Annotated in this window: 21 protein-coding genes; 8 read left to right on the forward strand and 13 right to left on the reverse strand. The window is 68.6% G+C overall.

The genetic code is table 11. The annotated features are described in order from the left end of the window. Nucleotide 1: 1 nt before the first annotated feature. A complete protein-coding gene (locus ALMP_RS28920) occupies nucleotides 2-709 on the forward strand; it encodes a GntR family transcriptional regulator (protein WP_264933560.1) in 708 nt (235 codons plus the stop codon). Here ALMP_RS28920 and ALMP_RS28925 read toward each other — a convergent pair whose 3' ends face one another. From ALMP_RS28925 to ALMP_RS28945, 5 genes are all read right to left on the reverse strand, one after another. Then, nucleotides 710-1,444, reverse strand: coding sequence for an SDR family NAD(P)-dependent oxidoreductase (locus ALMP_RS28925; protein WP_264933561.1), 735 nt, complete (start codon nucleotides 1,442-1,444; stop codon nucleotides 710-712). It lies immediately after the preceding gene. Between the two features lie 71 nt (nucleotides 1,445-1,515). Then, complete coding sequence (locus ALMP_RS28930) at nucleotides 1,516-3,159, reverse strand: class I adenylate-forming enzyme family protein (RefSeq protein ID WP_264933563.1); 1,644 nt, start codon at nucleotides 3,157-3,159, stop codon at nucleotides 1,516-1,518. Next, nucleotides 3,156-4,025 (reverse strand): fumarylacetoacetate hydrolase family protein, encoded by an 870-nt coding sequence (locus tag ALMP_RS28935; RefSeq protein WP_264933565.1) that lies wholly within the window; start codon nucleotides 4,023-4,025, stop codon nucleotides 3,156-3,158. Before ALMP_RS28935 ends, ALMP_RS28930 begins: the two co-directional genes overlap by 4 nt. Before the next feature lie 12 nt (nucleotides 4,026-4,037). Next, nucleotides 4,038-4,274, reverse strand: a complete 237-nt coding sequence (locus ALMP_RS28940) for a hypothetical protein (RefSeq protein WP_264933567.1) — start codon at nucleotides 4,272-4,274, stop codon at nucleotides 4,038-4,040. A 97-nt stretch (nucleotides 4,275-4,371) separates the two neighbouring features. Continuing rightward, nucleotides 4,372-4,899 carry a flavin reductase family protein gene (locus ALMP_RS28945; RefSeq protein WP_264933569.1) on the reverse strand — a complete coding sequence of 176 codons (528 nt, stop codon included), beginning with the start codon at nucleotides 4,897-4,899 and terminating at the stop codon, nucleotides 4,372-4,374. 482 nt (nucleotides 4,900-5,381) lie between these two features. Here ALMP_RS28945 and ALMP_RS28950 point away from each other — a divergent pair, with 482 nt between their 5' ends. From ALMP_RS28950 to ALMP_RS28975, 6 genes are all read left to right on the forward strand, one after another. Continuing rightward, nucleotides 5,382-5,984 carry a cysteine hydrolase gene (locus ALMP_RS28950; protein WP_264933571.1) on the forward strand — a complete coding sequence of 201 codons (603 nt, stop codon included), beginning with the start codon at nucleotides 5,382-5,384 and terminating at the stop codon, nucleotides 5,982-5,984. Nucleotides 5,985-6,026: 42 nt separating this feature from the next. Then, nucleotides 6,027-6,887, forward strand: a complete 861-nt coding sequence (locus ALMP_RS28955; RefSeq protein WP_264933572.1) for a cupin domain-containing protein — start codon at nucleotides 6,027-6,029, stop codon at nucleotides 6,885-6,887. After that, complete coding sequence (locus ALMP_RS28960; RefSeq protein WP_264933574.1) at nucleotides 6,884-8,101, forward strand: DUF3500 domain-containing protein; 1,218 nt, start codon at nucleotides 6,884-6,886, stop codon at nucleotides 8,099-8,101. The genes ALMP_RS28955 and ALMP_RS28960 overlap by 4 nt, the downstream gene beginning before the upstream one ends. Nucleotides 8,102-8,132: 31 nt before the next feature. Further along, nucleotides 8,133-9,197 carry an LLM class flavin-dependent oxidoreductase gene (locus tag ALMP_RS28965; RefSeq protein ID WP_264933576.1) on the forward strand — a complete coding sequence of 355 codons (1,065 nt, stop codon included), beginning with the start codon at nucleotides 8,133-8,135 and terminating at the stop codon, nucleotides 9,195-9,197. Nucleotides 9,198-9,219: 22 nt separating this feature from the next. Continuing rightward, nucleotides 9,220-10,104 carry an NADP-dependent oxidoreductase gene (locus ALMP_RS28970; protein ID WP_264933578.1) on the forward strand — a complete coding sequence of 295 codons (885 nt, stop codon included), beginning with the start codon at nucleotides 9,220-9,222 and terminating at the stop codon, nucleotides 10,102-10,104. 237 nt (nucleotides 10,105-10,341) lie between these two features. Further along, a complete protein-coding gene (locus ALMP_RS28975; protein WP_264933580.1) occupies nucleotides 10,342-11,550 on the forward strand; it encodes an acyl-CoA dehydrogenase family protein in 1,209 nt (402 codons plus the stop codon). A 113-nt stretch (nucleotides 11,551-11,663) separates the two neighbouring features. Here the strand turns inward: ALMP_RS28975 and ALMP_RS28980 are convergent, their stop codons facing one another. From ALMP_RS28980 to ALMP_RS29010, 7 genes are all read right to left on the reverse strand, one after another. After that, nucleotides 11,664-12,485, reverse strand: coding sequence for an alpha/beta fold hydrolase (locus ALMP_RS28980; protein WP_264933582.1), 822 nt, complete (start codon nucleotides 12,483-12,485; stop codon nucleotides 11,664-11,666). A gap of 108 nt (nucleotides 12,486-12,593) precedes the next feature. After that, nucleotides 12,594-13,931 carry a homogentisate 1,2-dioxygenase gene (hmgA, locus tag ALMP_RS28985; RefSeq protein WP_264933584.1) on the reverse strand — a complete coding sequence of 446 codons (1,338 nt, stop codon included), beginning with the start codon at nucleotides 13,929-13,931 and terminating at the stop codon, nucleotides 12,594-12,596. A gap of 35 nt (nucleotides 13,932-13,966) precedes the next feature. Then, complete coding sequence (locus ALMP_RS28990) at nucleotides 13,967-15,154, reverse strand: acetyl-CoA acetyltransferase (protein ID WP_264933586.1); 1,188 nt, start codon at nucleotides 15,152-15,154, stop codon at nucleotides 13,967-13,969. Beyond that, entirely contained in the window at nucleotides 15,154-15,807 is a 654-nt protein-coding gene (locus ALMP_RS28995; RefSeq protein WP_264933588.1) for a CoA transferase subunit B, read from the reverse strand. The genes ALMP_RS28990 and ALMP_RS28995 overlap by 1 nt, the downstream gene beginning before the upstream one ends. A gap of 60 nt (nucleotides 15,808-15,867) precedes the next feature. Further along, entirely contained in the window at nucleotides 15,868-16,581 is a 714-nt protein-coding gene (locus tag ALMP_RS29000) for a CoA transferase subunit A (RefSeq protein WP_264933590.1), read from the reverse strand. 117 nt (nucleotides 16,582-16,698) lie between these two features. Beyond that, entirely contained in the window at nucleotides 16,699-18,330 is a 1,632-nt protein-coding gene (locus ALMP_RS29005; RefSeq protein ID WP_264933592.1) for a bifunctional 3-(3-hydroxy-phenyl)propionate/3-hydroxycinnamic acid hydroxylase, read from the reverse strand. After that, entirely contained in the window at nucleotides 18,327-19,346 is a 1,020-nt protein-coding gene (locus ALMP_RS29010; protein ID WP_264933593.1) for a fumarylacetoacetate hydrolase family protein, read from the reverse strand. The genes ALMP_RS29005 and ALMP_RS29010 overlap by 4 nt, the downstream gene beginning before the upstream one ends. 196 nt (nucleotides 19,347-19,542) lie before the next feature. Here ALMP_RS29010 and ALMP_RS29015 point away from each other — a divergent pair, with 196 nt between their 5' ends. Continuing rightward, entirely contained in the window at nucleotides 19,543-20,322 is a 780-nt protein-coding gene (locus tag ALMP_RS29015; protein WP_264933594.1) for an IclR family transcriptional regulator, read from the forward strand. A gap of 241 nt (nucleotides 20,323-20,563) precedes the next feature. Here the strand turns inward: ALMP_RS29015 and ALMP_RS29020 are convergent, their stop codons facing one another. Continuing rightward, entirely contained in the window at nucleotides 20,564-21,268 is a 705-nt protein-coding gene (locus ALMP_RS29020; protein ID WP_264933595.1) for a GntR family transcriptional regulator, read from the reverse strand. Nucleotides 21,269-21,270 lie beyond the last annotated feature (2 nt).

Consider the following 21,270-nt stretch of genomic DNA (forward strand, 5'->3'; position numbering starts at 1 on the left):
CATGACGGAGGGGAACGGAAGCCAGGGCAAGGCGCGGCCGATGAGTGACAAGGCCTATGAGACGCTCCTCGAGGCCGTGGTGAGCTGCGAACTGGTACCGGGTGCATGGATCAAGGCGTCCGAGCTCTCGGAGTCGCTCGGCCTGGGCCGGACGCCGACGATGCAGGCGCTGCAGCGCCTGGAGGCGGCCGGGTTTGCCCGCCCGGTGAAGCGCAAGGGCTGGCAGGTGGCTCCGGTTACGCTGCAGAGCGTCCACGACATCCTCGAAGCCTTCGAGTTGACCGCCCCGGGGCTGGTGACGTTGGTCGTCCGCAATGCCACCGATGAGCAGATCGCCACGCTGGGGCAATTGGTGACGGCGTGGGCGCCGGGCCGGCCCCCGTCCGAAACCATGCCTGACTTGAAAGCGGCCCCGATCCGTTACCTCGCCCACATCTGCGGAAATCCGATGATGACGGAAATGGCGCTTCCTTTGGCGACACATGTGGAGCGGGTTCTCAATTTCGGACTGCTGCAGGATAATTTCCTGGACTCCGCTTACGTCCGCTGGCGCAACGTCTTTTTGGAAGCCGCTGCGGCCCGTGATGAGAAACGTGCCCGGGAGGCGGTCCTCAAAGTGATCCACGTCGGCGGGGCGGAGGTCAACCGGATTCTTCAGGGTGCACAGTCCATCCGGTCGGTTCCCCTGCACATCGAACGTGCCTCCTGATCAGATCGAGATCCCGCCGTCGACAGGCAGCACCACGCCGGTGACGTATCCCGCTTCGTGGGAGGCGAGGAAGCCCACCGCGGCGCACATCTCGGAGGCGTCGCCGAACCTGCCCAGCGGGATGCCAGAGGCCAGTTCGGCCTTCTTGTCCTCCGGGATGGAAGCGACCATCCGGGTCTCGGCGTTGGGCGAGATGGCGTTGACGGTGACTCCGAACCGGGCCAGTTCCTTGGCCGCGGTCCTGGTGAACCCGATGATGCCCGCCTTGGCGGTGGCGTAGTTCGCCTGACCGGTGTTGCCGTGCAGACCCGTGTACGAGGTGACGTTGACGACGCGGCCGTAACCCCGGGTGCGGAAGTGCGGAACGCAGGCGCGGGTCAGCCGGAAGGTGCCGCCGGCATGGATGGCCAGGACGCTCTCCCAGTCGTCGTCCGTGAGCTTCCACAGGACCTTGTCGCGCAGGATTCCGGCGTTGTTGACGATGACGTCGATCCGGCCGGTCTCGGCGATGACCTGTTCGACGGCCTGCTCGATGTCCTCGGTGCTGCTGACGTCACCGGGGACGGCTCGTGCTCCGACCTCGGCCGCGGCCTTGCGGACTTCTTCGCGGTCGTAGTCGATGAGGAAGACGTCGGCACCGGAGCCCGCGAAGAATCGGCCGAGTTCGAGACCGATACCTCGGGCACCGCCGGTCACGATCACGGTCTGGCCGGTGAAGTCGAACGACAGGTTCATCGCGAGTTCTCTCCTGGGACGGGGACTGCTTGTGGTTCGTGTGGTTCACCTTGCGCGTCGCTTCTCGATCCTCACCGCAGTTCGCGGCGCAGGATCTTGCCGGCCGGGTTCCTGGGCAGTTCGTCGACGATCTCGATGGCCCGGGGGTACTTGTACGCCGCCATCCGCTGCTTGCAGAACATGACGAGGGCGTCCGGAGTGGTCGCCCGGCCGGGCTGGAGGGACACGAACGCCTTGACCGTCTGCCCCCGGTACTCGTGGGCGACGCCGATCACCGCGGCCTCGCGGACGGCGGGGTGGCCGAGGAGGACGTCCTCCACCTCCCGGGGCCACACCTTGTAGCCGGAAGCGATGATCATGTCGCTCTTCCGTCCGACCAGGTAGAACCAACCGTCTTCGTCCATCATGCCTATGTCGCCGGTGTGCAGCTCGCCGTCGACGATCTTCTCCGCGGTCTCTGCCGGCTTGTTCCAGTAGCCGGGAGTGACCTGCGGACCGGAGACGACGAGCTCGCCGGTCTCGCCCGGCAGCAGTGGCGTTCCGTTGTCGTCGATGACACGCACGGACGTGTTGAAGACGGGGAGGCCGACCGACAGGGCGCCCGTCTCGGGGTCGACGGGTGCGTCCAGACCCAGCGGTACGGCGTGTGTCGGCGAGGTGGTCTCGGTCATCCCGTAGATGTTGTGGATGTTCATTCCGGTGCGGGCCAGGATCTTGTCGCGCAGCCGAGGCGCGATCGGGGCGCCGCCGGAGTAGACCGCCCGCAGAGACGCGAAGTCGTCCCTGGTCGCCCCGGGAAGCCCGGAGAGATGGTTGAAGACTGTGATGGCGCCGACGGTGAACGTCGGCCGGTGCTCGCGGATCGCGTCCAGGATGACGCTGCCCTCGAAACGGTGAGCGAGCACGAGCTTGGAGCCGATCACCAGACAGACGCAGACGTGCGCGACGAGCCCGGTGATGTGAAACAGCGGAGCGACACCGAGAAGGACGTCGTCCTGGTTCAGTTTCATCCACTCGCGGTAGGTGTGGCTGTTGAACGCCAGGCCGCCATGGGTGTTGATCGCCGCCTTCGGCACGCCGGTGGTGCCGGAGGTGTAGGTCAGGACCGCCGTATCTTCGGCGTTCGCGCTGACCGGTGCCGGCGCGCGGTCACCGTATCGGGAGTACACGTCCGTCAGCCGTAGGGCCCCGGAGACCACGGGTTGCTCCGTGACGGGGATGACGCGTTCGTCGTCGCGCTCCTGGTCGTCGCGTACGGAGGCCACGAAGACCTGCCGCACCTCGGTCTGCCCGCCTTCGAGCACCTCACGGGCAACCGACACGTACAGATCGTCCAGGCTCAGCAGGGCCGTCGCGCCCGAGTCCCTGAGCAGGTGGGACAGTTCGCGCGCCTTGTTCATGGGGTTGACGAGAACCGCGATGCCACCGGCCTTCCAGGCCGCGAGGAGGCCGACCGCGAACGCCGGGTTGTTCTGGGTGTAGAGCGCGAGCCGGTCGCCGGCGGCGAAGCCGCCCTCCGTCAGGGCGACCGCCAGCGCGTCCGAGCGCTGGTCGAGGTCTCGGAAGGACAGGGCACCGTCGAAATAGGCGATCGCGGTTCTGTCGGGGAACTCGGAGACCGTGGTCGCGAACAGTTCGAGCATCGACTCGGACTCGGGGGCGATCTGTCTCGGGAGATCACCGGGATACGTGTCCAGCCAGGGACGCCCGTTCACCGCCGGTCCTCCGGCGCCGCCACGACGTCGTTCCGGAGAACCCCGACGCCCGATACCTCGATCTCGGTCACGTCGCCGGGGACGAGGAGGCGCGGCGGCTTCGCGGTCAGTCCGATACCGCCGGGTGTCCCGGTGGCGATCACGTCGCCGGGGGCCAGGGTGGTGAACCCCGTGACGTACCCCAGAATGGCCGTGAAATCGAAGACGAGTCGGTCCAGTGTGGCGTCCTGCCGCAGCTCGCCGTTGACCCGTGTGGTCAGCCGTACCGATCCGAGGTCGTCGAACTCGTCCAGCGTGACCAGCCACGGACCGAAGGAACCGACGCCGCGGAAGTTCTTGCCGGGCAGCCACTGGCTGTTGTGCAGCTGCCAGTCCCGGACGCTCAGGTCGTTGTAGCAGGACAGACCCGCGATCGCCGCCCGTGCGTCGGCGTCCGTCTCGATCACCGACACATGACGGCCGATGACGATCGCGACCTCTCCTTCGTAGTCCAGCTGCCTGGTGTTCGGCGGATGCACGACGGGCTGTTCGTGACCGACCTGGGTGTCGGCGAACCGGCTGAAGATGGTCGGGTGTTCGGGCTTGTCGACGTGCCCGGTCTCCTCCCGGTGGTCGACGTAGTTGACGCCCACACACAGGATCTTCGCCGGGTCCGGGACCGGCGGAAGGTACTCGATCTCGGCCAGCGAGTGGGTGGCCTCGCGGCCGGCGCTGAGTTGCCTGAGGCGGCCCGTGAGATCGCGTTCCAGGAGCTCCCGGATCGAGGTGGCCTCTCCGCCGAGTGCCTCGGCGCCGTCGATGACGCCGCCGGCCGCCAGGACGCCGAACGACACCTTGTCGCCGATGCGGTACGTGAGCAGTTTCATCGGTGCTTCTCCTCATGGATTCCTGGCCGGAAGCGAGCGGGACGAGTCACGCCGAGTCGCGGCCTGATCAGGCGCTCTTGCAATGCGCGCGGATGTGATCCGCGTCAATGTCCGCCCGAGCCCGTCCTCGACCGCGGCGCGCGACCGCGTCGCATCGAGGCCGACGACATCGACGTGCAACCGGCCGAAGCCGTCGGAGTCCACCAGCGAGACCGGCCGGTCGGGGGCATCGGCGATACGGACGAACATCTGCGGTTCTCCTTGCCCTGTGAGCCATGACGCGCCGGCCGCCGCGAGCGACGGGCCGAACGCCCGGTGAGGTTCACGGCGTTCAAGCCACGGGCGGTCAGGCGGCGCCCATGTAACGGCGACGGTGGAACACCAGCGGTCTCTCTCCCGGTACCGCGTCGAGGTCGGCGACCTCACCGAGAACGATGAAGTGGTCCCCGGCCTCGTGCAGCGTCGTGATCCGGCAGTCGATCCACGCCGCCACTCCCTCCAGCACCGGGGAGCCGGTGGCCGGTGCCGGACGCCAGGACAGGCCGGCGAACTTGTCGGCGCCACTCGTGGCGAACGCCTGGGAAACGTGTTGCTGGTTCACGGTCAGCACGTTCGCGCAGAAGGCGCCGGCCTGTCGTATACGTCGGAAGCTGCTCGACGTCGCCGCGGGCAGAAAGCCGACCAGGGGTGGATCCAGCGACACCGAGAGGAAGGTGCCGACGGCCAGCCCGACCGGCTCGCCGCGGTCCAAGGCGGTCACCACCACAACGCTGGTGGGCACCGCGGAGAGGACGTCGCGGAAACGGGCGGCTTCCAGGGGTGCTTCGCTCCCGGAAGAGCGGCTCTCGGAGGCCGGTGATGATGTCCATGCCATCGTTGCAGTCCTTTTCGGTCAGGCGGGGGCCACGTCGTCGCAGAGAGTGCGCACGGCAGGCAGCACCTCAGCGGCGAACAGCTCCCAGGTAGGGCTGGTTGTACGACGGATCACTCAGCAGCGCACCTGCGGGTCGGGCATCACCACCGGACGCGTTCGGCGGCGCGGGCGATGCCCGGCTGACTCAGGCCGAGGTCGGCCCGGTGACGGGCGACGAATTCCATCGGGGATGGCGTCGGGGGTCATCACCACGCTGTACAACCTCCTCGGATCGGCTCTCGCCGACCGGACCACCTGGACCGCGGCCATGCGCGAACCGTCCGGCGACGCCCTTGGGAAGCCAAGCCGAACGTAACATAGACATGTCTGTCTTGAAAATAAACATTTCTATTGACGCTTGAGATGTTCCATGCTCCGATCAGAGGCACGGTTCAGTAGTGGTCCGCCGGATGCCCGCCCGCGCCGCCTGTTTGGAGAACACCATGACCGAGTTCGATCCCGCCCGTACCGCTCTCATCAACATCCACTGGCAGTACGACATCGTGAAACCCGAGGGTGTCTTCGGACCGTTCTTCGCCGAGGGCGTCGAGCGGCACGGCCTGATCGCCAAGAACGCGCGGCTCAGGAAGGCGGCCCGAGCCGCAGGTGCCGCCGTGATCCACGTCCGGACGGCCTTCCGCCCCGGCTACACCGATCTGATCGTCAACAGCCCTCTGCTGGCCCTGGTGGAGGAGCGCAAGGCCCTCGTCGAGGGAACACGTGGCGCCGAACTCATCGAGGAGCTCACGCCCGAGATCGGGGAGGTGGTCATCACCCATACCCGCCTCACCGGCTTCCACGGCACCGACCTCGACGGGATCCTGCGCGGCAGGGGCATCGACACCGTCGTCTTCTCCGGCGTCGCCACCGACCACGCCGTCCAGGGCACCGCCCGCGAGGCGGTCAACCACGGCTACCGCACCCTCATCGTCTCCGACGCGTGCTCGACGACCAACGACGAGGCGCACCAGGCCGCCCTGGACACCTTCACGCTGCTGGGCGAGATCGTCACCACCGAAGACGTCGTGGCCGCCTTCTCCCGATGAGCCGCGCACACCACGAGAACACCAAGACGGAGGAGTAGGCCGATGTCGCCCATCACACCGCGGACCCGCATGCAGTACGTCCGCCCCTTCGACCCGGACCAGGCCATCGACACGGGATTCCCCGGCTACCGCGCCCAGTTCCTCTCCCATCTGGAGAGCACGATCCTGATCAACAGCCGCATCGAGGAGGGCGGTTGTGGCCCCGGCCTGCACTACCACCACGTCGATCAGCTGTACTACCTGGTCGAGGGAACCATGAACGTCCAGCTGGGGCACGAGGTCCAGCACATCGACGCCGGCACCCTCGTGTTCATCCCCGCGGGGCTGGCACACCGCAACTGGAACGACGGGCCGGGCGCCGAGACCCACTTCGAGATGCTGATCCCCGCTCCCGGGCCGATGGCCCAGCTGGCGTACATGGTGGACTCTCCCGACGACGTACCGGCCTCCCACCGCACCGACCACCCCGGGTACACCCAGCGCGTCGATCCCGACACCCTGGACGAGCCGATGCCGGGTCTCAAGATGGTCGCTCTGGCCGGCCCCGCGACCGGCGCGCGGCACTCCGTCGTCAACTACATGGAGGTCGCCCCGGGTGGGGCGGGTCCGGGCACCCACATCCACGCCTTCGACCAGTACTACCTGGTGCTGGAGGGGGAACTGACCGTCGAGGTCGCACTGGAGAAGCATGTCGTGGGCCCCCGCACGCTGGTGGTGCTGCCCGCCGGCGTGCCGCACCGGCAGTACAACGCGGGCACGGTGACAGAGAAGCACCTGGCGGTCCTCTCACCCGCGCCCGAGCCGGTGAAGCCCTGGGACAGCGGTGTGGACTTCAGCGCCAATGGCGACGACGCCACCGGCCCGCAGTCCGTCTTCGAGCAGATCGGAGCGGGGCGGTCATGACCGATCTGCATGGTGGTTACCGACCGCGCCCGGAGCAACTGGCATTGAAGCGGGGCGCGGTGGACTTCTCCGACGACGCCGGTGTGGCCGCCATCATGAAGCTCGTCGGGGACGCGGAGCTGCCGCCGGTGGCGGAGACCGCCGCTGAGCCCTTCGTGGGGATCACGACCGACGGGCAGCCCCTGACCGACCTCTTCACCCTGGCCGACGAGGGTGCCCCGACCGAGCGGGCGGTGCGCGAGGCGCTGGGTTATCTGGGCCGGCTCACGGCAGCGCAACAGGCGCTCGGCGTGCTGCCGGTCGACGCCACCGAATGGCGGCTGTGGTCCAACGCGTTTCTGACGTTCCCCGAACACGGCCTGCTGTTGCAGGAGTTGCCCGGGCCAGTGCGTGAGTCGGCGCTGTCGGTGATCGAAGCCACCATCAGCCCCGAAGGTTACGAGCTGCTGCGTCAGGCGATGCGTCTCAACGCCGAACTGGGGGAACTGGTCGGCAGGTACCCGGACACACTCACCGAGTACTGCTACCGGTTCACCCTGTTCGGCGAGCCGTCGCTCGAACAGCCGTGGGGCTGGCAACTGGCGGGGCACCACATCGATCTGCACGCGCTCTTCATCGGCGGCCAGTTGGTGCTCACACCCACCTTCCTCGGCGTGGAGTTCGGCGGTGAGGCCGTGTTCGCCGACCAACGCGAGCGGGCCCGGGAGTTCATGGAGTCCCTGAGCGCGCCACAGCGCGACCGGGCCCTGCTGTACGGCTCGATGCTGTCCGCGGACCTTCCCCCCGAACTGTCCGGCATCGTCGACGGCCGCCACCGCACGGCAGCGGGCCGGGACAACCGCGTGCTCCCGTACGTGGGGCTGGCGGGCGACCGGCTGACGCCGGGTCAGCGAGAGCTGCTGTTGTCGCTCACGGACCCCTATCTGGAGGCGCTGCCCCCACAGCCTCGTGCGCACCGCCGGAACCAGATCGAGCGCTTCCTCGACGACACCCACCTGGGGTGGATCGGGACGTGGGAACCCGGCGCGCCCTTCTACTACCGGGTGCACAGTCCGGTCGTGCTCATCGAGTACGACAACCACGCCGGCATCTTCCTCGACAACGACGAGCCGGAGCCGTACCACGTGCACACCATCGTGCGCACCCCCAACGGCGGCGACTACGGCAAGGACCTGCTGCGGCAGCACTACGCACACCAGCACCCGCACACGTGACGGAGGAGCGCGCACCGGAAGGAGAACCGCCATGGACGTTGGTTTCCTGTTCAACATCCGCCGTCACCCCGAGGAGCAGCGCAGCCTGCGGCAGGTCTACCAGGACCACATCGACGACGTCGTCCACGCCGAGAGGCTCGGATTCACCCACGCCTGGGCCGGCGAACACCACTTCGCCTGGGACCAGGCGACGCCCGGACTGTTCCCGGTGCTGGCCGCGGTCGCCCAACGGACCAGCACGATCCGCATCGGTACCTACGTGACCGTACTGCCCTACCACCACCCGCTCCGGGTGGCCGAGGACGCCGCGGTGCTCGACATCCTCTCCGGGGGCAGATGCGAACTCACCGTGGGCGCCGGGTCGTTCTACGAGGAGTTCCGCTCCTACGACGTCGACGCCGCCGAACGCTTCGGCCGCCTCTACGAGGGGCTGGACGTCATCCTCAAGTGTTTCACCGAGGACGAGTTCAGCCATGAGGGCAAGTACTTCACCTTCCCCGACGTGCGGATGACCACCAAGCCGCTGCAGGAGAGGCTGCCGGTCTGGGTCGCCGCCAGCGGTCCCGTCGGAGTGAAGCGTGTCGCGCGCCGCGGACTGAACGTCGCCGGCGCTTCCATGTTCGGTCCGCAGCTCATGGACCTGTTCGACAGCGAGCTGCGCGCCCATGGGTACGACCCCGCCGACCACGGATCAGGGCTCCTGTCCATGGTGCACGTCGCCGAGGACGAGGACCGGGCGTGGGCCGAGGCCGCCCGCGGAGTCCACCACTGGCTCACCTTCCTCGCCGGCCACGAATGGGTCGGGCTCGAATTCACCGGCGGCACACTCGACGTCCCCGCACCCGACCGACTGCGCGACTGGGCCGCCCACTCACCGATCCCGTACCACGTCGGCACGCCCGACCAGGTCGCGGAGTCACTGCTCAAGCGGGTCGGGTCGGCGCGTAACACGAACCTCGCCCTTTCCTTCCGCCAGGTGTTCATGGACACGGCCACGGTCCACCACTCCATGGACCTGTTCGCCGCACACGTCATGCCCGCACTCCGGGCCTGGCAGCACCCGGCGGACACCGCCGACCTTCGTTCGGACAAATGATCAATCAATGGGGAGATACACCATGCGTGCTGCAGTAGTGAACAGCTTCGGCGGACCCGAAGTCGTGGAGATCGTGGACACCGAGGTGCCCGAGCCGTCGGCGGGAGAGGTGCGGATCAAGGTGGCGGCAGCCGCGCTGAACCCGTGTGACGTCGCGGCGCGGTCCGGGGCCTACGGGGGAGCGGGACAGCGGATAGGACTCGGCTGGGACGTCGCCGGGACCATCGACGCGGTCGGCGAGGGAAGCGACTGGAACGTCGGCGACAAGGTCGTGGCACTCTTCTTCGGCCTGATCAAGCGGCTGGGCACGCACGCCGAATACGTCGTCGTGCCCGCGGACTCCGTCGCCGGGGCGCCCAAGACCCTGGACTCGACCCACGCCGCGACCCTGCCGCTGAACACGCTGACCGCGCTCCAGGCCCTGGAGCTCCTGGAGCTGACGGAGGGACAGTCGCTCCTGGTGACCGGTGCCGCGGGTGCGGTCGGCGCGTACGCCGTGCAGCTCGCCGTCCGCCGCGGGATCGTGGTGACGGGGCTGGCGCGGGAAGGCGACGCGGAGTTCGTACGGTCGCTGGGGGCGGCGCATGCCACGAGCGGAGAGCCGAAGAGCTTCGACGCGGTCCTCGACGCGGCGGTCCTCGGTGAGCGGGCCCTCGCATGGGTGCGGGACGGTGGAGCCTATGTCGGCCTCCTGCCGCCCCTGCTGCCGGCGGCCGAGCGCGGCGTACGGACCAGTGCCATCGAGGTGAACGCCGACGGGGCGAGCCTGGCCGAGCTGGTCCGGCTTGCGGACGAGGGGGCGCTGACCCCTCGCGTGGCCGGGACCTACGCCCTGGAGGAAGCGGCGAAGGCGCACGCCCGGTTCGCGGAGGGCGGGGTGCGGGGGCGGCTGGTGCTGCTTCCCTGACAGGCCTTGGTCCTCCGTACCCAAGGTGGCCTGGCGGGTCTCGTGCCTGGCCGGGGATTCTCCGGCCAGGACGCCCGCCGGGCACGTGGTCCAGAGCGCATCGAAGGACATCTGCGAAACAAACAACGCCATCTCTGATGGCTCCACCGAGGACCCGCCGAGGTTGACGGCCTGCCCGTTCGACCGTTCCCGCGGCCCTCGCACCGAACAGCGTAGTTCTCCCGGATAGAGGTTCCCATGACCACCATTTCCGATGTGCCCGGCGTGACCGGCACCGACTCCGCCGCCGGCCGCGACCGGCTGCTCGCCGCCCTGGACGCGGCCGCCGCCGAGCTCCAGGTCGAAGGCCCGGCCTGCGATGAAGCGGGCATGCTCACGGACCGCACGATGGAGTTGCTGCGAGACATCGGCATGGGCTGGATGTATGTCAGCAAGGACCTGGGCGGCCTGGACTTGGGAGCTGGCGACTCAGCCGTGGTCTTCGAACGCATCGCCTACATCGACGGGCCGATCGGCTGGACAGGGGGAATCTTCGCGGGCGTCGGCCTGCTCGCGGCGCTCTTCGAGAAGTCCGCCGCGAAAGCACTCCTGGCCGACGGGGCGCCGAACTGTTCCGCGACCGCCTACCCCAGCGGACGCGCCGTGCGGGTCGAGGGCGGCTACCGGCTCACCGCGTCCTACTCGTACTGCAGCGGACTTCCGAACGCCGACTACGTGTTCTGCAACTCCCTGGTCTTCGACGGCGACCAGCCCGTCCCCGGTCCTCCGCTCATGTTTCTCGTACCGGCCTCGGCGGCCACCCTCCAGGGCAACTGGGACACGATGGGGCTCCGCGGCACCGGCTCCGTCGACTTCACCGTCACCGACTACTTCGTTCCGGATCACCACGCCGTCTCGCTGTTCCCCCCGCCGGGGACGTCCGGGCTCGCCGCAGCCGGCTTGCTGGTAGCGGTTCACCTCGGGCGCCAGGCGTGGGCGTCCGGCACCACCCGTCGACTCCTCGACGAGATCGCCGCCCACGCGAGCCGTGAGCCCAGGCCCGGGGCGACCCGGCTCGCGGACAACCCGGTCTTCCGCACCGAATACGCGGACTTCGAACTGGCGTACCGCTCCGCTCGTGCACTCGGGGCCGAAGTCTTCGCCGAGATCGACGCCACGGTGGCACGTGGGGAGCCCCTCAGCCGTCGGCAGAACACTCTGCTCGCCGGCGCCAGCGTGCACATGCACGACATCTGCCGCGATGTCGCCGTGTGGGCGTTCAACAAGGCGGGAGGCACCGCACTGCGCGCCGGAACGCTTCAGCGTGTCGTCCGCGACGCCCTCTCCGGGTGTCAGCACGCGGTGGCCGGCCGCAGCCTGCTGCCGGACATCGGTCATGAGCTCGTCGGTGCGCCGCCGGAGCTGCAGTGGATCGGAACGACACTGGGTGCGCTTCCCGGGAAGTGACCGCGCGCGTCCATGAAGGGGCGGCTTGATCGGTGACAGAACTGGGCGGTTGGTTCGGGGTTCCGAACCAACCGCCCAGATTCATGACGCTGTCGCCACGCTCCCGCGAGATCTCACAGAGTGACGAGGGTGGCGTCCGAAGGGAGCTGGAAATCCGATCCGCGAGCGAGGAAGTCCGCGACCAAAGCGGCCAGATCCTCGGCGCGGTCGCCCTGCACGTCGTGCGCCGCGTCGTGAAGAAGGACGAAGCTGCAGTCGGGCATGAGGCGGACGAAAGTGCGTCCGTTCTGGGGTGGTATGAAACCGTCCTTGTCGCCGAACACCACCAGCGTGCGAACGGAACTCTCAGGCAGGCGATCGGCGATCTTCTGCGAGTAGTCGGGGTCCGCCTGCGCGAGCCTGGAGATCAACGCGAACATCCGAGCCTGGGACTCGGGGGGACCCGGCTCGAAGACCGGTGGCCGCTCGGGGTGAACGCGAACCTTGCGCAGGGCTTCCTCGGGGGTGACGTCCACCTGTGAGGTGTCGGCACCTTCGCGGAAGGTGCCGGGTGCCTCGAGGACCAGTGAGGCCACCCGTTCCGGGTGATCGAGGGCGACGTTCAGGGCGATGTCGCCGCCGAGCGCGCTTCCGAGCAGGTGGAAGCTCTTCAGCCCGAGGTCCTGGGTCGCCTGGTAGACGGTGACGGCCAGGTCGGTGAGTGTCTGATCGCGGCCGTCGTCGGGCTCGTCGCCCCATCCGGGCAGCGCGAACAGGATGACGTCGTACGTCTCGGCGAGCCGGTCCAGCATGGGGGAGAAGCGGAAGCCCGCGGCGCTGTGGATGACGACGAGGGTGTCGCCCTCGCCGGCGCGGAAGTACCGGATGGTGTGGCCGTCGGCTTGGGCGACGCCTTCGGTGAAGGCGGCGCCGTACTGTGCGGATGCGGATGTCATGGGCCAACTTTCGAGGACGAGTTCCGTGGAATGGGTGGCCCCAGAGGGGCAGAGGGGCTTCCGGCCCGCCAGGCAGACGTGGGCCGGAAGACGTGTCGTACGGCGGTGTCAGCCCTGGAAGTGGCGCTCGATGCCGTTCCAGACCCCGTCGTAGTCCTCCTGAAGCGTCGGCAGGGTGAGGGCCGCGGCGGTCGGGATGACGGGCAGTCGGGTCTCGAACAGGAACGTGAGACCGTTGTCGATCTTGCGTGGCTCGAGCTCCGTCGTGCTGGCGGTCTCGTAGGTCTCGCGGTCGGGGCCGTGCGAGGCGAAGCAGTTGTGCAGGCTGGCGCCGCCCGGGAGGAAGCCTTCGGCCTTCGCGTCGTAGGTGCCGTGCACGAGCCCCACGAACTCGCTCATGACGTTGCGGTGGAACCACGGCGGACGGAAGGTGTTCTCGGCGACGAGCCAGCGGTCCGGGAAGATCGCGAAGTCGGCGTTCGCCGTACCGGGGATACCGCTGGGCGAGGTCAGCACGGTGTAGATCGACGGGTCCGGATGGTCGAACGAGATCGTGCCGATCACCATGAAGTTGCTCAGGTCGTACTTGTAGGGCGCGAGGCTGCCGTGCCAGCCGACGACGTCGAGCGGGGAGTGGTCGTAGTCGGCGACCCACAGGTTGCCGAGGTACTTGTTGAAGACCCGCACCTCCTCGTCCCGGTCCTCGAAGGCCGCCGTCGGGTACCGGAAGTCCCGGTGGTTGGCCAGGCCGTTGGCACCGATCGGGCCGAGCTCGGGCAGCCTGAAGATCTGGCCGTAGTTCTCCAGGACGTACCCACGAGCCACACCGTCGGGCAGCTCCACCTTGAAGCGGAGGCCGCGCGGGAGGACGAGGATCTCGCCGGGGGAGACGGCGAGGACGCCGAGTTCCGTGGCGACGCGCAGACCGCCCTGCTGCGGGACGATGAGCATCTCGCCGTCGCTGTTGACGAAGTACTCGCGGTCCATCGACCGGGCCGCGGCGTACATGTGGATGGCGACGCCCGACTGCGCGCGCACATCGCCGTTGCCGCCGAGGGTGAACAGCGACTCGACGAACGTCTTCGGCTCGGCCGGGAACTCGTAGGGATCCCAGCGCAGGCGATTGGGGGAAGGGGCGGCGTTCGCGATCGGGCTCGCGGTCAGGCCGCCGGCGTCGACCTGGCGGAACGGGGAGTGCTTGGCGGAGGGCCGGATGCGGTAGACCCAGGTACGCAGGTTGTCCTGGCGCGGTGCCGTGAACGCGGTGCCGCTCAGCTGCTCGGCGTAGAGGCCCAGCGGTGCCTTCTGCGGGCTGTTGCGGCCCTGCGGAAGGGCCCCTGGGACGGCTTCGGTGACGTGCTGGTTGCCGAAACCCGAGAGATACGCGAGGTCGCGGGTGGACGCCGGTCCGCTCATGTCGGTGAGTGATGTGTCAACAGTGGTCATGATGCCTCCATGAGATGTGGGGGCCTGGGACGGCCTCAGGTCGACTCCAGGACGCTGACGTAGTTGGCCACCGCGAGCCCGCCCATGTTGTGCACGGCGGCGCGACGGGCGCCCGGCAGCTGCATGTCACCGGCGGTGCCGGACAGTTGCATCGCGGCCATCACATGCTGGGAGACCCCGGTGGCGCCGACCGGGTGGCCCTTGCTCTTCAACCCGCCGGAGAGGTTCACCGGCAGGCTGCCGCCCCGGAAGACGGTGCCCTCGTCGAGAGCGGCACGGCCCTTCCCACGCGGTGCGATCCCGAGCACCTCGTACATCACCAGCTCGGCGATCGTGAAGCAGTCGTGCAGCTCGATCAGGTCGAGGTCACCGAGTTCCACGCCGGCCATGTCTTTCGCGCGGTTCCAGGCGGCGGCGCTGCCGGCGAACTCGACCGGGTCGCGTTTGCCGGCGGGCAGGAAGTCGTTCGCCTGGCCGAAGCCGATGAGCCGCACCGGGCTCTGGGCCGCGCTGCCGCTCGGCTCGGTCGCCAGGACGAGGGCGGCGGCGCCGTCGGAGACCGGCGAGCAGTCGGTGCGCCGCAACGGACCGGCGACGACGGGGTTCTTGGGCGAGGTCGTGGCGCAGAACTCGGGGGTGAGCTCCTTGTGGAGGTGAGCCCACGGATTGGCCAGACCGTTGCGGTGGTTCTTCGCGGCGATCTGCCCCAGAACGTCGTCCAGGGCGCCGTAGCGCTGCTGGTAGGCCTTGGCGACGTTGGCGAACAGCCCGGCGAAACCGGTACGGGACTCCTGGCCGGCGAGTTCGTAGTCGGCCCCGAGCAGGGCGGCGCCGACCTGCTCCGCCGGGGCGTGGGACATCTTCTCGGCGCCGATCACCAGGACGGTCCGAGCGGTGCCGGCGAGCAGGGACCTGACGCCGCCGTGGACGGCGGCCGAGCCGGAGGCGCAGGCGTTCTCGACCCGGGTCGCGGGTACGCCGAACAGGTCGTCGGAGATCTGGAGGGCGAGGGAAGAGGCGAAAGCGAGGGGCCAGAGGCCCGAGTTGAACTGGCCGAACCAGATCTCGTCGACGTCTCCGGCGTCGATGCCCGCGGAGACGATCGCGTCACGGGCGACGGCGACGACGAGGTCCTCGAGCGACTGGTCACGCAATGCGCCGAACCGCGTGTGACCCCAACCGGAGATGACGATGTCGGTTCCGAAGGTCTTGGCGAGAGTCATCAGGCAGCCGCCTCGTACGCGGAGCCGACGGTGAACTCGGCCTCGGTGACATCGCGGAGGTCGTCGACCGTCACCCCGCGTGCGGTCCGGGCCAGCAGCAGGCCACCCTCGACGACGTCGAAGACGGCGAGGTCGGTGACGACACGATCGACGACGCCGACACCGGTCAGCGGGAGGGTGCACTCGCGGACGATCTTGGGGGATCCGTCCTTGGCGAGGTGCGTCGTCAGGACGACCACGCGGCGAGCCCCGGCGACCAGATCCATGGCTCCGCCCATGCCCTTGACGACGGATCCCGGGATGCTCCAGTTGGCGAGGTCTCCGGAGCCCGACACCTGCATGGCGCCCAGGATCGTGAGGTCGACGTGTCCGCCGCGGATCATCGCGAAGGAGGCGGCCGAGTCGAAGACGCTGCCGCCGGGCAGCACGGTGACGGTCTGCTTGCCCGCGTTGATCAGGTCGGCGTCCTCGTCCCCTTCGTAGGGGAACGGGCCCATGCCCAGCAGGCCGTTCTCGCTCTGGAGGGTGACCTTCACACCGTCGGGGAGGTGGTTGGCGACCAGGGTGGGGATGCCGATGCCGAGGTTGACATAGGCGCCGTCTCTCAGTTCGGAGGCGGCGATGGCGGCCATCTCGTCACGCGACCATGCCATGACAGCTCCTTTTCTTCATGTCCGCTTCCTCACGTCCTCTTCTTCATGGGCGCCACGTGCTCAGGCGGACGTCTCGGTCCGCTGCCGCGTGGTGCGCTGCTCGATGTGCTTGAACCGGCTCGACGTCCGTACGACGCGTTGGACGTAGATGCTCGGCGTGACGACGTGGTCGGGATGGATCTCGCCCTCGTCGACAACCTCGTCGACCTCGGCCACGGTGACCCGGCCGGCCGTGGCGACGACCGGGTTGAAGTTGCGGGCGGTGTAGCGGTAGACGAGGTTGCCGGTGGTGTCCGCGCGGTGGGCGCGCACCAGCGCGAGGTCGGCGACCAGGCCGCGTTCGAGCACGTACTCGACTCCGTCGAAGACCTCGGTCTTCTTGCCCTCCGCGACCTTGGTACCCACTCCCGTGCGGGTGTAGAAGGCGGGGATCCCGGCTCCGCCCGCCCGGAGCCGTTCGGCCAGGGTGCCCTGCGGGTTGAATTCCACGTCGAGCACTCCGTCGAGGTACTGCTGCGCGAAGAGCTTGTTCTCGCCCACGTACGAGGCGATGACCTTGCTGACCTGGCCGCCCTCGATGAGGACGCCGAGGCCTATCCCGTCCACCCCCATGTTGTTGGAGATGACGGTGAGATCGCGGACGCCCGATGCGCGGACCGCCGCGATCAGGTCGTCGGGGATGCCGCTCAGGCCGAACCCGCCTACGGCCAGGGTCATCCCGTCGGACAGCAGATCGTGCAGCGCCTCGGTGGCGGTGGGGTGAATGACAGCCATGTCGGTTCCTTTCACGGCCGGTTCGTCGGCACAGCGGGTCGGGAACGGGGGAGTGGGGATCGGGAGACGCCCAAGGGGGCCGGGCGCGGTCGCGTGTCGACGCGGTGCGCGGAGCGCTCAGTGGCGCTCGGCGACCGGCTCGGAGGCGAGCACCTCTCCCCGCAGGCACAGCTCCTCCAGGAGTCCGAGGACCGTGCTGTGAGAGGTCGCCGTGCCGTAGACGTAACGGTCCGGCCGGACGACCGCCCACGAGATTCCCAGCCGGGAGGCCCAGTCCACGAGGGTGCCGTCGAGGTCGACCACGTCCGCCACCGCCGCGTCCCCGTTCCTGGTCGCCGTACGGCTGTTCCCGCGAGTGGTCGATCTCCTGACGACCACCTGTCGGGCCCCGAGTGCTCGGCACACGCTCTCCAGGAGGGGACCGGAGTCGTCGCCCGCGCCGGCCCCGGACTCGTCGTTCTCGATGCTCACGACGGCGAACCAGTCGCCCAGTACCTCGTCGAGGCGGACCCGGTCACCGCTCGCGTCCCTCACCCACGGCTGAGGGAACTGGGCGCCGGCCGCCACGTTCGGCGGCGACGCGATCAGTCCAGCTGACAGCGGCGGTATGACCTGCTGCCGAGTGGGGTCCGGACGCAGTCGGCGTTCCTCGCGGAGCCGGGTGTCCCGAGCCGAGGCGCGGTCGGGATCGAGCTCGCCGATGATCTTTCCGAACTCCTTGGCGAGCCCGACGACCTCGCCCACGTGCGGACGCATCTCGGCCTGGTAGGTGTCCAACACGTCTTCCGGCCAGCCGCGCTTGGCGACGGCGTCGAGTTTCCAGGCGAGTCCGGTCGCGTCCCGGATCCCGGCGCACATGCCCTGTCCGAGAAAGGGCGGCATCTGATGAGCCGCGTCACCGGCGAGCAGGATGCGTCCGCGTCGCCAGCTGTCGACGACGAGAGCGTGGAACCGGTAGACGGCGACCCGTGCGATCTCGAGAGCGTCGACATCGACGAAATGGGACAGGACCCTTCTCAGTACCGCGTGGTCTTTGAAGTCCTGCGGGTCTTCCGACGGGAGCACCTTGATCTCCCAGCGCCTGAGCGAGCCCGGTCCGATGATGAAGGTCCCCGGACGGGAGGGCTGGCAGTACTGCGTGGCCCTGGGCGGAAGCTCGGTGTCGGCGATCAGGTTGGCGTCGACGATCACCCACCACTCGTCGAAGTCGAGATCGGTGATCGTGGGTTCGACGAGTGAGCGGGTCCGGCTCCTCGCGCCGTCGCAGCCGACCAGGAACTCCGCCTCGACGTGTTCCGTCTCTCCGTCGCGCTCCAGGACGACCACGACGGAGTCCGTGTTCTCGGCCGCGTCGACGAGCGAGGTCCCCAGTCGTTGTTCGACGTTCCCGTAGCGCTCCAGCTCCCGCCTCAACCGGGCTTCGAGCCACGGCTGGTAGAAGAGGAAGTTCTGCTCCCAGCCCAGCGGGTTCGGAGGCGGGGCCGGATAGAACGTCTTGATGAGACCGCCGTCGACGCCGAGATAGTCCGATCCCGGATGAGGGATGCTCTCGTGTGCGACCTCGTCGGCGATGCCGATGGCCTGGAAGGTTCTCATCACCTCGTGATCGGCGGTGATCGCCCGGGGCAGCGGATAGACCTCGTGCGCGGGGTCCACGATCAGGACGTTCCAGCCTCTGCGCGCGAGGAGGTTGGCGAGAGTGACCCCGGTCGGGCCCATCCCCGCGATGACCGCGTCGAACCGCCTCATCGCCGCTTGTCCGCGGGCTCGTTGGTCTCGTTCTTCTTGCTCGTCGCCGCGATGCGGTGCTCAAGCGTGCCGAACACCGACTGCCCGTCGGCGGTGGCCTCCATCTCCAGCACGTCGCCGTGACGGAGCCAGGGGGTGCGTGCGGCGCCGTAGGTCTCGGTCTCCCAGTGACGCACCTCGGCGAGACACCCGAAGCCGTTCTCGGCGTCCTCGTTGGCGATCGTCCCCGCGCCGAGGATGGTGCCGGCGGCGAGGTCTCGCGTACGAGCGGCGTGGGCGATGAACTGCGGGTACGTGAAGTGCATGCCGATGCCTGAGTCGGGCTCGCCGACCATCGATCCGTTGACACTGGTCCGCACCCGGAGCTGGACGCGCTCACCGTCCCATCGGGGACCGAGTTCGTCGGGTGTCACCGCCGCGAGGGCGAAGCCGCTGGTCGGCTTCGCCTGGAGGAACCCGAAGCCCTTGGGGAGCTCCGTCTTCGTCAAGGCCCGCAGCGTGTAGTCGTTGAGCAGGACGAGCAGCTTGATGTGGGCCGCCGCCTCCTTGACGGGGGTGCCCATCGGGACGTCGTCGAGCAGGGCCGCGATCTCGGACTCGTAGTCGAGGCCGACCCCCTCGTCGGGGATGACCATCTCGTCCGACACCTTGAGGAAACGATCGGACGGACCCTGGTACATCACCGGGTCCGTGTCCCAGTTCGGCGGCATTTCAGCCCCCCGGGCGGCTCGCGCCTTGCGCATGTGGCCGAGGTAGCCGGCGCCGTCGAGGAATTGGTGGCTCCGCGGAAGCGGACTCGCCATCTCCAGGTCGGCCACCCGCAGTGCGCCGGTGACGCCGTCCGCGTCGAGGGCCTCGCTCAGCTTCCGCAGCGGCTCCTCCACCTCGGTCCAGTTCTCGAGCGCGGACTGGAGCGTCGAGGCGATCCCGGTCGCCGGAACGGCACGGGTCAGTGTGCGATCGAGGACGACGAGAGTGCCGTCACGGCCTCCTTCAACCAAACTGCCCAGCTTCACTGTGCGGTCCTTCCCCAGTCGGTCGGCTTTGTGCCCATTGAAGAGACCGGGAGCACGACTGTCAGGAGCAGTTTCCGATTATCGGAAAGCCGAAGTTCTTCACTCCTCGCGCACGTTCCCTGGCCTTTTGCATGGCTGGCCTTGACTCAGGGGGGACGGGGAGTCCACTATCCGGACTATGCCGCAGACAGGAGCCGTGGGCTCGCTCAAACGAGGAGTCGTCGTACTGAAGACTCTCGCGAGCGCCGGGCCCGGTGGGCTCGCGCTGACCCAGATCTCCGAGCGATGCGGCCTGCCCCACTCGTCCGCCCACCGGGTCCTGAGCCAGCTCCGCGAAGCTCATCTGGTGCACCAGGACTCACCCGACGGCATGTACTCACTCGGACCGCTCGCCTTCGAGCTCGGTGTCGCCGCCGCCCAGCAGTTCGACATCCGAGGCCGCAGCCGGCCCGCCCTGATCGCGCTCGCGACCGAATTGGGCGACACCGTCTTCCTCATGCTGCGCAGCGGGTCCGAAGCGGTGTGCCTGGAAGTCGAGAGCGGCCCGGCGCCCATTCAGGTCGTCACCCTGCGCATCGGCAGCCGCCGACCGCTCGGTGTGGGCGCCGCCGGTCTCGCCATCCTCGCGGCCATCGAGCAACCGGAACGCGACGACGTGCTGAGCGACGTCGTGGAAACGGTCGAGAACGACTGGGGGATCACCGAACAGACCCTCGACGAGCTCATCGTCCGGACCCGACGCCAGGGCTTTGCCCACATCGAGGACCAGATCACCGTCGGCGTCGCCGGGGTGGGCGTGCCGATCCTCGACCTGTTCGGGCAGCCGATCGGCAGCGTCGGAGTCGCGGCACCGATCAGTCGCATGCCGACGGCTCGGGTGCGCGACGTGGCCGACGCGGTGGGGCGCGCGGTCGGCCACATTCAGACGCGACTCTTCGCACACGGGTCACGAGTTCGGCCAACCAGGGGATCGTGACCTCGTTGAGCAAGCGGGCTGCCGCGTGATCCCGACGCGGCCCCTTGCGCAGACTCGACGCAGGCCCCAGGCGGGAATCCGGTGCCGAAGGTTCTGTTCCGCCGACCCCTTTGTGACGGCGACGTTCGCCCTCGCCGGCGTGGTGATCGCGGGTGCGCCGGCGTTGGAGCAGGGGGCGATGTCGGGCCGGACTGCAACGAGACACAGACCTGCCAGGATGTCACTGATGCCTCACTGCCGGTCAGTGGCGCATCGAGGTGATCTCGCTGGCGACGACCGACGGCCAGCGGGTCAGGATTCTCAGGACGCGCGCGTGCAGGTCGCCGATGTAGTCGCGGGCACGTGCGGCGGCGGCATCGCCATCGCGGCGTTCGAGGAGCTTGATCAACTCGCCGTTGATCGATGGATCGGGCATCGAGGTGTCGGCCTCGGTCATGATGAGCGCCAGGACCCGGGTGATGTCGTTCTGCAGCCGGTCGTGGACGCTGATGAGGTAGTCGTTGTCGGTCGCCGCGGCAAGAGAGGCGAAGGCCGCGGTGGCCGCCTCGACCCGCCGCATGGCCTGCTCGTCGGCCTCGTCGCTGCCGGGTTTCGCCGTGGAGAACGCGGTGATGATCTGCCGGCGCTGTTCGGCGGTGGCGTCCTGCACGCCGAGCCGGACGGTCTCGGGTCCCACGATCCGCCAGAGCGTGAACAGATCGTCGACGGACTTCAGGGTCAGCGGGGTCACCTGGTAGCCCTTGCGGGGCAGCGTCCGGACGAGCCCCTCGTGGCTGAGGCGGGTGAGCGCGTCGCGGATGGGCGAGATGCCGAAGCCGGTGCTCTCGGCGAGCGATCGTTCGGTGAGGCGCCGGCCGGGGATGATTCGGCAGGACACGATGTCGGCCCGGAGCTGTCGGTAGGCGGCGTCGCCGAGGGACACAGGTTCGGGCGAGGGCACTGACACGT

It is taken from the genome of Streptomyces sp. A012304 (genome assembly GCF_026008495.1).
Classification (GTDB): domain Bacteria; phylum Actinomycetota; class Actinomycetes; order Streptomycetales; family Streptomycetaceae; genus Streptomyces.

Coding starts and splice junctions, on each gene's coding strand:
- ALMP_RS28950 (WP_264933571.1), top strand. CDS start 5,382: ATGACCGAGTTCGATCCCGCCCGTACCGCTCTCATCAACATCCACTGG.
- ALMP_RS28920 (WP_264933560.1), top strand. CDS start 2: ATGACGGAGGGGAACGGAAGCCAGGGCAAGGCGCGGCCGATGAGTGAC.
- ALMP_RS28960 (WP_264933574.1), top strand. CDS start 6,884: ATGACCGATCTGCATGGTGGTTACCGACCGCGCCCGGAGCAACTGGCA.
- ALMP_RS28970 (WP_264933578.1), top strand. CDS start 9,220: ATGCGTGCTGCAGTAGTGAACAGCTTCGGCGGACCCGAAGTCGTGGAG.
- ALMP_RS28940 (WP_264933567.1), bottom strand. CDS start 4,274: ATGTTCGTCCGTATCGCCGATGCCCCCGACCGGCCGGTCTCGCTGGTG.
- ALMP_RS28925 (WP_264933561.1), bottom strand. CDS start 1,444: ATGAACCTGTCGTTCGACTTCACCGGCCAGACCGTGATCGTGACCGGC.
- ALMP_RS28935 (WP_264933565.1), bottom strand. CDS start 4,025: ATGAAACTGCTCACGTACCGCATCGGCGACAAGGTGTCGTTCGGCGTC.
- ALMP_RS28975 (WP_264933580.1), top strand. CDS start 10,342: ATGACCACCATTTCCGATGTGCCCGGCGTGACCGGCACCGACTCCGCC.
- ALMP_RS29005 (WP_264933592.1), bottom strand. CDS start 18,330: ATGAGGCGGTTCGACGCGGTCATCGCGGGGATGGGCCCGACCGGGGTC.
- ALMP_RS28980 (WP_264933582.1), bottom strand. CDS start 12,485: ATGACATCCGCATCCGCACAGTACGGCGCCGCCTTCACCGAAGGCGTC.
- ALMP_RS28965 (WP_264933576.1), top strand. CDS start 8,133: ATGGACGTTGGTTTCCTGTTCAACATCCGCCGTCACCCCGAGGAGCAG.
- ALMP_RS28955 (WP_264933572.1), top strand. CDS start 6,027: ATGTCGCCCATCACACCGCGGACCCGCATGCAGTACGTCCGCCCCTTC.
- hmgA (WP_264933584.1), bottom strand. CDS start 13,931: ATGACCACTGTTGACACATCACTCACCGACATGAGCGGACCGGCGTCC.
- ALMP_RS28945 (WP_264933569.1), bottom strand. CDS start 4,899: ATGGCATGGACATCATCACCGGCCTCCGAGAGCCGCTCTTCCGGGAGC.
- ALMP_RS28995 (WP_264933588.1), bottom strand. CDS start 15,807: ATGGCATGGTCGCGTGACGAGATGGCCGCCATCGCCGCCTCCGAACTG.
- ALMP_RS29000 (WP_264933590.1), bottom strand. CDS start 16,581: ATGGCTGTCATTCACCCCACCGCCACCGAGGCGCTGCACGATCTGCTG.
- ALMP_RS28990 (WP_264933586.1), bottom strand. CDS start 15,154: ATGACTCTCGCCAAGACCTTCGGAACCGACATCGTCATCTCCGGTTGG.